The sequence below is a fragment of the Succinatimonas hippei YIT 12066 genome (assembly GCF_000188195.1).
In the GTDB taxonomy this organism is placed as follows: Bacteria; Pseudomonadota; Gammaproteobacteria; order Enterobacterales; family Succinivibrionaceae; genus Succinatimonas; species Succinatimonas hippei.
On sequence record NZ_GL830979.1, the window covers coordinates 53,774 to 66,310 of the forward strand.

Here is a 12,537-nt window from a genome sequence, read left to right on the forward strand (position 1 = left end):
ATGTTTTTTATAATGTTTAAATGCGGGAAAGTATATATAAGAACGTTTTTATCGGAATTGTTGTTTCAATCTTGGTTATCGTTTGACTAAAAATAATCAATTTTCGGTGTTAAATCACATTTAATTTGCTTAATTAAAATCATAATATTCATTAAACGATCGTATTTAATTTTATTTTATTAAATACAATCAAAAGAAATTCAGACTTCAGCATAAGGGAGATACTTTATGAAATCTTTAGCAAAAGGCTTGGCCTGTACGTTATTTGCCGCATCTTTGTTTACAGCAGGTTCGGCATCCGCAAAATCTAATCTGATGCTTGCATATGCAGATCCTGAAGACTCCATTTTCGGAAAAGCCGCAATCGCATTTTCTGAAAAGTTAAGTGAAGTTTCCGGAGGAGAAATGTCTTGCACCATGTTCCCGAACGGAACTTTAGGCGCGATCAATGAAATTCCGGCAATGCTGCAGCAGGGAACTTGTGATGTATCTTTAATCGTTACTTCTTCATTGATGGATCTCTGTCCTGAAATGGGGGTTTTTGATCTGCCTTTTCTTTTTGCTTCTTATGATGATGCCAGAACTACGATTACCGGTGACGTCGGTAAATATCTATCCGACAAGATGGCTGAACAAAATATGTATGTTGCAAGCTGGCTTACGATGGGATTTAGAGAGATAACTTCAAATAAACCCATCAACTCTTTAGCTGACTTTAAGGGACTTAAGATCCGCATACAGTCTAATGCTGTTCATCAGGATATTTTCAGTGCTTTAGGCGCTTCTCCGACCGTTATCAGTTTCTCCGAGCTTTATACTGCAATGGAGCAGGGAACCGTTGATGCTCAGGAAAATCCTTATGTAAATATCTACAGCAATACCTATTATGAAGTGCAAAAATACCTGGTTGAATCTAATCATGTATTCCAAGTTGCTTCCTTGCTTATTTCGAAACAAACCTATGACGATTTGACTGATGAGCAAAAAGGATGGGTGGATGCAGCTGCTGCCTATGCCGCCGATGTGGAATGGGAGGCAACCAAGACTGATAATGAAACCGCCAAGCAGGGGGCTATCGATGCCGGCATGACGTTCGTTTCCTTAAATCACGATGAACTTTTGAACGCCACTAAGGGTGTATATGAGAAATATGCACCGCAGTACGGTGAAATGTTGAAGATGATGGGTAAATAGTCGTTACTTTAGTAAAACCTGCAGTTGTGTTTAAAAACTTACTGCAGGTTTATTAGCTTAAAAATAAAGGAATCGCCCATGCTGTATCAAATTTACAAGGCTTTGGTGAAGTTGAGCGACGGTTTGTTTGTAGTTGAAAAAATACTGCTGTTTATTGCAGTGTTTGTGGTCGTACTCGTAAATTTCGCCAATGTGTGCTTACGTTATATAGCTTCTTACAGCTTGAATTACTGTGAAACGTTAAGTGTAGTTTTATTTATGTTCATGGTGCTGATAGGAGCAAATATCTCAGTAAAGACCGATAACGAAATAAAAATTGAGTTTTTCAGATCAAAAGATCCGTTTAAAGACGGTTTGATTCATTTTATCCCCGACATTATAGCCATCATCGCTATTATCGTGTGCTTGTCCGGATTGTTTGATACTGTTGCGGCTGTAATGCGCAATAAACAAAGATTAACTCCTTTGCCTCTTTATACTTACCACGTGTACATAGTAATGATCGCCGGCTTTTTCCTGGTGCTGCTTGACAGATTAATCATAGCCTTAAAGCACTTGTGCCAGATTTGCGGTATTGAAATCAAGGACGAGGTTAAATCAGCATGAGCCCCATTTTGGTCTTATTAATCGTATTTATTGTCACGCTTATTATCGGTGTGCCTTTTTTGTCTGGAGTCTGACGATTTCATGCCTGGCTTCATTATGTCTGATGAACGGTTTTCCGGTAATGACCATGGTTCAGAAGATGTATAACGGCGGTGCCCGCTATACTTTGCTTGCCATTTTCTTTTTCATGCTTGCAGGTTCAATTATGCAGCACGGCGGAATTTCATCGCGGCTGGTGGAATTTTCAAAAGCATGTTTAGGACATGTTCGCGGCGGATTGTCGATTGTGGTTTTGGCTGTATGCATGATGTTTGCTGCATTGTCGGGCTCTTCAATTGCGACTACTGCGGCAATCGGAGGTATGCTTTATCCTGAATTGGTTAAGGCAAATTATCCGAAAGGGTATTCGGCAGCTTTACCGGTTGCCGGAGGTACCTTAGGTATAGTTATTCCTCCTTCAATCGTCTTTGTTGTTTATGGCGCAATCACAGGTACTTCAATTTCACAGCTTTTAATGTCAGGTGTAATTCCAGGATTGATGGGCGGTATTTTTATGTGTATTTATGCGTATTTTTACGCTAGAAAACACAATATTCCAAGTTCCAATGAGTTTTCCTGGTCTCGTCTTGTAGTTGCGACTAAAAACGCATTTTGGGCCTTGCTTATGCCGATCATTATTTTAGGCGGCATTTATACCGGCATTTTTACTCCTACCGAGTCAGCGGCCGTGGCCGTAATATACGGTTTGTTTGTGGCTTTTTTCATTCATCGTGAGCTTAATCTTAGAAAATTAAAGGATATAGTCGTCGATTCCGTTAAAGGTACTGCCAATATCCTCATGATTATTATGGCCGCATCCTTGTTTGGGTATGTTCTTACCATTTATCAGGTTCCGACCTTGTTTACCAATGCGGTAAGCTCATTTATTACCGGTAAATACTCGTTTATCCTGTTCCTGAACATCCTGTTGCTGTTTTTGGGCATGATTATGGATTCGGGCGCTATTATCTTGATTTTGGCACCGCTTGTTTACAATATGGCGGTAGGCTATGGAATTGATCCAGTCCATTTAGGCTGCATTATTGTGTTTAACTTAGCTGTAGGTCAGGCTACTCCGCCTTTCGGCAACTGTTTATTTGCTGCAATTCCGGCAACAAAACAGGATATCGTTACTTTGTCAAAGAACGCATTCCCGTTTGTCGTTATTCTGTTTGCGACAGTATTGCTTGTTTCTTACGTGCCGATTTTCGCTATGCTGCTTCCGAGCTTAATGTAGTGAGGGCGTAAAAATGAAGTACGATTTTTTGATTAAAAACGGACAAGTCTTCGACAGTGAAGCAGGAAAGTTTTCTGTCGGGGATGTGTATGTACGCGGCGGTAAAATAGCTGCCGCCCCGTCAGTTAATGAAGAATCTGAAGTTAATACCGTTATTGATGCTAAAGATAAATTTGTGGTGCCGGGACTTATTGACGAACATCTGCACCTTGACCTTTACGGCAGCATGATAGGAGTTAACGGCGATTTGATGTGCATTCCGAACGGAATTACTACAGCTTGTGACGGAGGGACCTGCGGAGCTTCGAATTTCAGGCAGTTTTATAACAGCAATATTATAAGATATGAAGCTTCGACGTACTCATACTTAAATGTACAGACTTTCGGCAACAAGAGTTTGTGCATTCATGAAGAAGATCATGATCCTAAAGATTTCAGACCTGATTTAATTGAAAATACCTTTGCAAAATATCCTGATGTTTTGCGCGGGCTTAAAGTCAGGATGTGTCTTGGAACTTTAGGTAATGAACAGGGGCTTGCTCCTTTGGTAAAAGCTAAAGAGATAAGTGAGGATCTTAAATCAAAAGGGTATTACTGTCCTTTGGTTGTGCACTATGACAATTTGCCTGATAACGTGAAAGTTGCCGATTTATTTAACGTATTAGGTAAAGGTGATATCGTAGCTCATGTTTTTCAGGTAAAGCGTGAAACTATTTTTGAAGCAAACGGAAAAGTTAAAGACGCGGTGTTAAAAGCAAGGGAAAGAGGCGTTTTGATGGATGATTGCCACGGACGCGTTCATTGGAGTTTTCCGTCTTTAAGCAGCGCGGTAAAAGAAAATTTTTATCCTGATATTATAAGCAGTGACGCTGTTCGAATAAGTGAGTATGTAAGACCGGGATTTTCATTGCTGTTTGCCATGACGGTACAAAGTGCAGCAGGAATGGATCTTGAAAAAATTCTTAAGGCGGTCACGATAAATCCTGCCAAAGCTTTGGGCATTGCAGATAAAGCTGGAATTATTAAAGAAGGCTATCCTGCGGATATCGCTATTTTGGATATTAGGGGTACCGATATGCAGCTTACCGATAATTACGGCAATACTGTTGATGGCAATAAATTATTCGTTCCTCTTTTAACTATGAAGTCAGGTAGAGTTGCGTTCCGTCAGATATTTTTCTAATGAGTCTTCTGTGGTTTTAAAGGCGGCGTATGCCGCCTTATATGTTGTTATATAAAGATTAATTTTCAAAAAAAGCAAGTCTTTTCAATATTATGCAAAGCTGTAAGCATATAAATTAATCTGATTTGAAGAAGTTTATAAATTTTTATGCTGTAATCTCATTTTTTTCTTTTTAATGCACAATAATGTTACATTTTTTAACCTGATTTTGTGATGTTTATTGTGTTTTATTAAAAAATCATACGTCTTAATGTTTCTTTTTTCTTCACCTGTTAAAATTTATTTTGGAAGATGGTTAATTAATAATTCCGATATTCAAACACAGTACGAGGCAAATTTTTATGAGACTGACCCGTAGTGCACTTAATATGCTTAAAAGTGCATACAAAGCTATTCTGTTAAATGAATTTATTAAAAAAATCACTGTAGGGGGGGGGTAATTCACAATCTTCATTAGAAGAAAATACCGACAAACAAAATATTAAATCACGTCTTGCTTTTATACTTCTTCCTTTATCTTTAGCATTATTCAGTTCATCGTCTACTGCAGAAATAATTAAATGGGGAAATTTTAGTGGTGGTCTCGGTACAACAATAGATTTAGATACAGGGATAGATCCTAATCTTGGATTCACTATTGGAAACGATAAACCGGCATATAATTATGCCTCTGATATTGTATGGATAGATGATGATGGTCCGTATACAATTACTTTTTCAGATGGGGCAACACTCAATGATACAGATGGAACTTTATTATTAAATCAGACTGTAGGTGATAGCTATAAATTTATTTCAGCAGAATCTGGTATTGCCTTTTATGGAAATGGTATCCAAGCTAAGGATTTTAATTTACAAATAAAAGGGAAAACGAACAATAAATTTTCCCAAAACATCAGTCAAAACAGTACTAAAGTTGCTACAGCAACATACTCTATAGGTAATGAAGCAGTAAATCTTCTTAAAAGCAATCAAGATTTTTTTAATAAGTACGGTCATAACTTATTAATTACTAATGAAGACGGCGTAGAAAGAATTATTTTTGATGGAAAGGACTATGATAGCTCTACAGGTATCCGTGTTGATTCAACAACTACAATCCTGAGACCTTCATTTGGGACAGAAGGGATACTTGAAGATGTGTTAGAAGGTACTGATACTAGCAATCATGGTTTTAGCACTTTATCTGTTCTCACAGAATTAAACATAGAATCAGGACAGATATTATCACTTGCAAGCACTACAACTAATAGAAATAATAATACCATGGCTGCTCATTTAACAGGTGATGGTGGTGTTAAATACACAGGCTCAGGTATTTTAAACATAAACTCATGGAATAACGATACGGAGAATGACTATAAAGGAGATACAACGGTAGAAGGGCAAGATTCAGACCATCAACTTACGGTAAGGATGTATCGTGAAAAGAGTTTCGGAAACTCTTCAAATGTAAGCATTACTAACGCCAATCTTGAATTCTTAAGAGATACACCATCATTTAACGTATCAAACACCTTATCTCTCGTGGAGAACGCTTCCATTAAAGCAGCTAGAGAAGAAAACGGACAGATTGTCGATAACGGAAATCTTACTTCTATAACTGCTACAAATTATAAATTCGGCTCAGAATCCGTTGACACAGCTCTTTCAAATATAGATATTGCAGTAAACAGCAATACTCTTAATTTTAATCAAAACGGTAAAGTTTCGTTCTCCAATATAAAAGAAAGTAATGACTCTGCATCAGAACTTATATATTCATTTGCAAGCGGTTCCGGAACCGGTAGTTTAGATGAGGTAACACTCAGTAATTCTAAAATCAGCTATGACGAAAGCATACAAATTGCAACAGAAAAAACCTTGTTACAAAATGCATCTAAGCTTACAGTAAGTGCAGGCAGATATCATGATCAACTCGGTAATTCAGTTGAATTCGATGCAAGATCAACCGATACATCTTCTGATTATAATCGTCTGGAGCTTAATTCAGAGTCAAATATAACATTAGAGAATATTGTTTTTTCCGGCGGCAATCAATATGATCGCATTTCATTAACCGGTTTAGGCGGAACTCAAAGCTCTGTAACCATTGAGAATACAGCTGATTTTACTAATTATAACGGTTCTATTTCTCTTACCAATTCAAGTTTTGATTTAACTACTGACTTAGCTAATCGCTTATTTAACAACAATAACTCATACCATGGCGGTTTATTGCTTGCAGATAGCTCTAAAGTATCAATATCCGGCAATTCCTCTGTAAATGTTAATAATTTCGGTTGGAGCGCAAATTCTGCCGTCGGCGGCGTTCTTGATCTTTCGGGATTTAACTTTGATCAGGTAGATGACAATATTGCAGCACTTAAAGTAAACGGAACCTACTATGTAGGCAATACAACTGCCACCGTAAAAATTGATGAGTCGGACTTTTCGTTTAACGGTGCTGCACAAACCGATACTCCGATTTTCGATATAGTACTTCAAGATGCGCAGCTTCTTATAGAATTACAACAAGGGGATAGATATAACAACGTAACTTTAATTGATAGCAGCGATCAACAAATAACTCAAGGAGTACTTACTACTGAATATATCAGTAATGCCGACGAAAACAAACAGAATATTGCCGCCTTGGGAACATGGGGCATGACAACAAATTATCCTTCTGATGATACGAATACGAAATACGGATTATGGTTGGGATACGGACTTCAGTCCCTTGAATTAAGAAACGGTCATAATGAAAGTGATGCGTCTCCGGCAGCAAACGAAGCCTTAGACTTATCATCATCATTTATGGCAATATCCTCTGAAACAGCCGCAAATAATCGACTTGCAACTACAATCACAGGTCATGGTATTCTGTGGTATCAAAATAATGAAGTACTGGGAGATACCGCAAGTGAAATTTATGTTTCAGGGAATAATTCTTATACCGGAATTACCTTAGTTGACAGTGACATCAAGCTGCACACCCAGTCATCTACCGGCTTAGGAAATTCATCTTTAGTTTTAGTCGGCAATAATTCGGACTTTTACTTCGGAGAAGGAGCTGAAGGTGTAAAGCTGTCTTTAACCGGACTTGCATCTGATAGCGGAATTCACTCAATAAATATAGGTCAGGCTGATATTCTTACCGTTTTAGGAAATAACTCTTTATTGGCTAAAGATTTAATTAAATCTATAGAAGAAAAGAATATTTCAACTACATTAATTCAAGGTAATGTTCTTGGTGAAAAAACATCATTAACCGGCAGCGGTACCTTACAAATAGGAAATGAATCTTCCGATAAGATAGCTCTAACTTTCAACTCAGCTTCAACCTTAAACGATTTTAACGGCACAGTTAAACTTGTTGGAACTAAGTCTAAAGTTACTATTAAAGGAGAAGATGTCCTTCAAAACGGTAAATATGAAGGATCTAAAGATGATGTTGTAGAGATTAATACTGATGTGCAAATTGCTGCAGATAAAGCAGATTTCAGCAAGTTTGAGGGTGTTTTAGATTTAGCAGAAGTAACTGCTACGGTTACATCCACCCTTGATGCGCTAAACAGAAGTGCTGTTTTAGATCTGGAAAATACAACATTTGTTTTAGATTCCGTAGCAAATAACGGCACTACCGCACCTTTTGATAACACTATTAAAGGAACAGGCACACTCAATTTCCAACATACAACCGATGTTAGCATGGACTACACTTCTAAGCTGACAGGTTTTAGCGGTGAGCTGGATCTTGACGACACTTCAAAAGTCACAATTAAAGACCTTGCTAACATTAATTCCACTATTAGTGCAGATCTTGAGAACGGCACATTGCTTTCTTTAATAACTTCAGCAACTGATGCCGTTGATTGGTCAGGGTTAACCGGCTCAGGTACGGTTGAACTTGAAAATACTGATGGAAAAACAGCTCTTACTTTCTTTGACGTTAATGAAGGATTTACCGGAACTGCGCATCTTACAAACTATACGTTTGATTTCGGTGGAGATGATGTTGAAACTAATCCGAATTCTCAATTAGTTTCTCAAGCCGCAATCGTTGCTGAAAACACCGATTTAACCGTAACTTCGGCAATTACCTCTCAAGGAATGGAACTTGCCGGAGATTCTTCGCTTAAATTTGAATCTGAAGGAGATATAAAGCTTGGAGGTGATATTTCAAGTCTGATTACCATGGCGGAGGAAAAAACATTTACAATTTCAGGAAATAATAAAATCATTATTAATCCTGAAACGGTAAATTTAGTTACCTCGGCAATTGCCGAGGCCGGAGCTCCCGATACTCCCGCAAATTTAGGAATTCTCGGTACTGTCAACTATCTGAATAATGTCGTTGATTCGCGTTATTTGACCTTAGTAAAAGGCTCTGTTAACGCGACGGAAGGCAGTCTTACTTTCGTGGATGAAGACGGCAATGAAATTGACACCTCCACAGGAATTTCTGTCTCCGTAACGGAAAACGGACAATCTGTTGCCGATATCGGCTACGGAACAAAATTTAAAACAGGAGCTGCCGGTCAGGATTTATTTGTAAGCGGCGGTGCCGGTAGCCTTGCATTACGTCAATCAACCGAGCTTAACGCTGAAAAAGAAATCGGATCTGATTTTAATCTTAATGTTACCGTCACTGCAGATCCTGATGTTGATGTCGTAATTGCCGGTAATAAAGCTTTAACTTTATCAAAATCAAACAACAGCTTTACCGGCTCCGTTACAGTTAACGAAGAGGCAACTTTAAACTTATCTTCAACAAATGCGTTAGGCGGTAATACTGCCGAAACCTCAGAAACCACTGCGCTTATCGTTAACGGAAAAGTTAATGCAGAAGCAAATCAAAAAGCTCAGACTTTAGTGCTTAATAACAGTGGAGAGTTAAACCTTAACGAAAATTCTTTAAGTTTAACTAAAGAGAAGGGGCAATCGTCCTTGTCCGGTAAATTAACTGGTTCAGATAATTCCGCTTTAAAGCTTGAACAAGGAGCGTCTTTAACAGTTTACGACAGTGCTGATATTTCCGGAATGAAAGGCACCTATGATTTAACTGCAGGAGACAATACATTAGAGTTTGCTTTTAATTCAAATAAAGCTATTTCAAACAGCTCAATTAAAGGCGGCAATATCGTTAAATCAGGAGCAGGATTACTTACTATCGGCTTTGATATGCTTTCAAGCGAAGATGCAAGCTTATCTTCTCTTGAGGTTAAACAAGGTGCTGTAGCATTCGATGGCTGGAACGATAATTCGCTTAATTTACGCAGCGTAAATCTTGAGAGCAACACCGTTTTTAATTTCACTGGAAAAGAGCTTAACGCAAAAGACGATTTTGCCGCAAACAATGCTACGGTTAACTTCTTTGCAAATTCTTCTTTAGATCATGTTATAACCGGAGCGGTTTCAGGTTCGGGCAATACCTTTGATTTAACCGCTGACGGTAGCTTCAATAGCCAAAGTTTGACAATTGATAAACTTGCATCTGGCAGTGACAATACTTTCGTTGTAGGTATCGACAATACCGGAGCAATTCCTCAAGTTTCGCAAATCATTATTAATGAAGCCGAAGGCACTGCTACTCAGAAGGTTGATTTAGCTTATGTCCACGGCGATTATGATTTTGCCGATACGTTGACCTTTGCCACAGTCAAAGGAACTAATGCACAAGGTGTCGAATTTGTAGGTAGTGATGAATCGCTTCCTTCAAATGTCGTAAGAACTGACAGAACTACCGTCATATCCGCTATTACTCCAGCTTACAGCATTATAAGTAATAATAACGCTGACCAATCCGTAAATTGGGGCTTTGAACGTAATACCGCATATGATGAAATTTCAATTGTCGGTGACGTTATGACCGATATGGCAAATACCGTATACGCATCAAATGTTTATCTTGATACTTTAAATAAGCGTATGGGTGAGGCGCGTTACGTTAACGGTGAAGATTACGGTGTCTGGGCACGCGTCCGTCATGATTCGTTCAATCTTGACCGTACCGAAACCATGAAGACCATGGCACAAGTCGGTTTAACGCAGAAAAACGAGTTTGCAAACGGAGACTGGTTTGTCGGAGCAGCCTTTGATTATCAATCGGCAGACAGCAACTACGATCGCATGAACGCAGATTCCGAGCAAAAGCGTTACGGTTTGTGGTTTACCGCAACCTATCTTGCTGACAGCGGATCGTATGCCGATTTCGTGTTTAAGTATGCTCACCTTGAGACTGATAATACCTTTAAAGATCTCTTGGGCTTTAATAAAGACTTAAGCGCTGACTATGATAATGAATCGATATCGTTGTCAGCTGAGTTCGGCCATAAGTTCATGAATGACGCAGGCTGGTTTATTGAACCGCAGATTCAGGCTCAATATACCTATATTACCGACACTGATTATTCAACTGCAGCAGGAACTGACGTCTCAATTGATAATATCGACAGCTTAATAGGTCGCTTGGGATTTAGAGCCGGACGCTCGCTTAACGATACTCCGCTTACTTTCTATCTGCGCGCAGATGTAATGCATGAGTTCTTAGGTGATGTTGATCTTACCTTCAGTGAACTTGGCAATACTATGACGCAAAGTGAAAGCAATGACGATACCTACGGCAGCGTCGGCTTAGGTTTTAGTGTTATGAGCACCGATAACATGAAGCTGTTCGTTGAGGCTGATACTCTCTTCGGTGGAGATTATGATGACAGCTACTCCATATCAATGGGAGGCAAATATCAGTTTTAAAAGCTAATACCATCTCAAAAAAGTGTCGAATGTAAATAAATGAGTTCGACACTTTAACCGGTTTAAGACCGCCGCTTTCATCTGACGTTTCATGAAAGTTTTGCCTCAGGCGGTCTTATTTACGACATCTTTTTACATATTCTTTAAGATTTGCTCAGGCAGGAAATAAGTTATTTCGGTTTGATGCAGCGGACGGTTTTTTAAAAATAACACTAAATGAATTGTCTGATCCTTTTTAATAAAGGGCAGGTACTTTACTTTTTCTGATAAAGCATGAATTATGCGCTCGGCATCTTCCGTAGCGGTCCATTTACATTCACCGATGAGTATGTGTTTTTTGTCAAAAGATTCAGCCACCACGTCAAGCTCTATCATTTTTCCTTCCTGTCTGCCGTCAGGAAAGATTTTTCCCCACCAGCTTGAAGCAAGGTTGTAGGCTACTCCGTCAATTATGTTGCCGCTTATGAAATTTCTGCATAAGTGTTCCCAATATTGCCCGACAAATTGCGTAAACTGAGAGTCTATCATTTGCATAACCGTGTCAAAGCGGCCTAACTCTAAAATTGAACGGTACGGAGAAATGAATCTGAAGTAAAATGACAAAAGATTATCATTAATTTTGTAGATCCCTTTTTTGCTGTTTTTTTCATTTTCACCAAAGGGAATTTCACGGCGAATATAGCCTAAATCACGAAGCTTACTTAAAGGCTCGGTAATTTGCGTAGCACTTTTACCGGCTCTTGCAGCAATTTCCGATATCTTGTTAGCTCCGTTGCCGATAATTGAAAGAATTGTGGATGTTTGTACTGTTTCGCGTAAATCGTCTCTAAGCAGGCGCTGAGGTTCTTCAGCTAATATACCTTTGGTATCTAAAATTAATTTTTCAATGGCGGTTTTACGATCCGGATAATCGGTCCTAAGTTCCCAATAGCGAGGAATACCGCCCCATACTGCGTATTCTTCAACAGCCTCTTTAGCATTAATCTGTAGAGCTTCAGATATGTATTTTACGGGGATGGGATCCAGCTTGATAATTTCATCGGCAAGGCCGAACAGCGGTTCTCTTTTGTCAAGAATATATCCCTGCATCAACTGTTGGGAAGAACCGCAAATAATCAAGTCAAATTTAAGTGTATGCTCGTTAAGCAGTTTTTGAATAACGGAAGCGATAGAGGAGCAGCTTTTGACTAAATACGGAAATTCATCAAGGCAAAGCAAAATACGTTCGGTAAGCTTTGCATTTAACTCTCTAAACAATGACTCCCAGTCAGGGTAAATAACACTGTCAAAATAAGGGATGTTCAAAGCAATGGTTTTCGCTAAAAGGAAGCGTTGATTGGCATCGTTAGTTTGATCACTTAAAAAGTAAATATCTTTTTTAGTGAGTATTTCTTTTATTAAGGTTGATTTACCGATGCGTCTGCGTCCGTAAATAACAATAAATTGCGCGTTTTCTCTCTTTAGTGCACTACGTAAACGCTCTTGAGAATCAACTCTATCTAAAAATGTTTTTAGTTTCATGATAAAAATTATAAATAAC

6 protein-coding genes are annotated in these 12,537 nt (G+C 38.7%); 5 read left to right on the forward strand and 1 reads right to left on the reverse strand.

What is annotated here, in order from left to right:
- Positions 1–228 precede the first annotated feature (228 nt).
- The 5 genes from HMPREF9444_RS04115 (at position 229) to HMPREF9444_RS04135 (ending at position 10,997) form a co-directional block, all read left to right on the forward strand.
- Positions 229–1,194, forward strand: coding sequence for a TRAP transporter substrate-binding protein (locus tag HMPREF9444_RS04115; RefSeq protein ID WP_040909193.1), 966 nt, complete (start codon positions 229–231; stop codon positions 1,192–1,194).
- A 78-nt stretch (positions 1,195–1,272) separates the two neighbouring features.
- The gene (locus HMPREF9444_RS04120) at positions 1,273–1,800 is read left to right on the forward strand and encodes a TRAP transporter small permease (RefSeq protein WP_009143105.1); all 528 of its coding nucleotides are present in this window, start codon (positions 1,273–1,275) and stop codon (positions 1,798–1,800) included.
- On the forward strand, positions 1,769–3,076 hold the full coding sequence (locus tag HMPREF9444_RS04125; RefSeq protein ID WP_198002754.1) for a TRAP transporter large permease: 1,308 nt from the start codon (positions 1,769–1,771) through the stop codon (positions 3,074–3,076). The genes HMPREF9444_RS04120 and HMPREF9444_RS04125 overlap by 32 nt, the downstream gene beginning before the upstream one ends.
- A 13-nt stretch (positions 3,077–3,089) precedes the next feature.
- Positions 3,090–4,259 carry an amidohydrolase family protein gene (locus tag HMPREF9444_RS04130; protein ID WP_009143107.1) on the forward strand — a complete coding sequence of 390 codons (1,170 nt, stop codon included), beginning with the start codon at positions 3,090–3,092 and terminating at the stop codon, positions 4,257–4,259.
- A 1,266-nt stretch (positions 4,260–5,525) separates the two neighbouring features.
- On the forward strand, positions 5,526–10,997 hold the full coding sequence (locus tag HMPREF9444_RS04135; protein WP_009143108.1) for an autotransporter outer membrane beta-barrel domain-containing protein: 5,472 nt from the start codon (positions 5,526–5,528) through the stop codon (positions 10,995–10,997).
- Positions 10,998–11,129: 132 nt separating this feature from the next.
- Here the strand turns inward: HMPREF9444_RS04135 and HMPREF9444_RS04140 are convergent, their stop codons facing one another.
- Complete coding sequence (locus HMPREF9444_RS04140; protein ID WP_009143109.1) at positions 11,130–12,518, reverse strand: ATP-binding protein; 1,389 nt, start codon at positions 12,516–12,518, stop codon at positions 11,130–11,132.
- Positions 12,519–12,537: the final 19 nt, after the last annotated feature.

Bases quoted from the DNA above. Each gene is read 5' to 3' on its own strand.
- HMPREF9444_RS04115 (WP_040909193.1), top strand. From the start codon at position 229: ATGAAATCTTTAGCAAAAGGCTTGGCCTGTACGTTATTTGCCGCATCT.
- HMPREF9444_RS04130 (WP_009143107.1), top strand. From the start codon at position 3,090: ATGAAGTACGATTTTTTGATTAAAAACGGACAAGTCTTCGACAGTGAA.
- HMPREF9444_RS04120 (WP_009143105.1), top strand. From the start codon at position 1,273: ATGCTGTATCAAATTTACAAGGCTTTGGTGAAGTTGAGCGACGGTTTG.
- HMPREF9444_RS04140 (WP_009143109.1), bottom strand. From the start codon at position 12,518: ATGAAACTAAAAACATTTTTAGATAGAGTTGATTCTCAAGAGCGTTTA.
- HMPREF9444_RS04135 (WP_009143108.1), top strand. From the start codon at position 5,526: ATGGCTGCTCATTTAACAGGTGATGGTGGTGTTAAATACACAGGCTCA.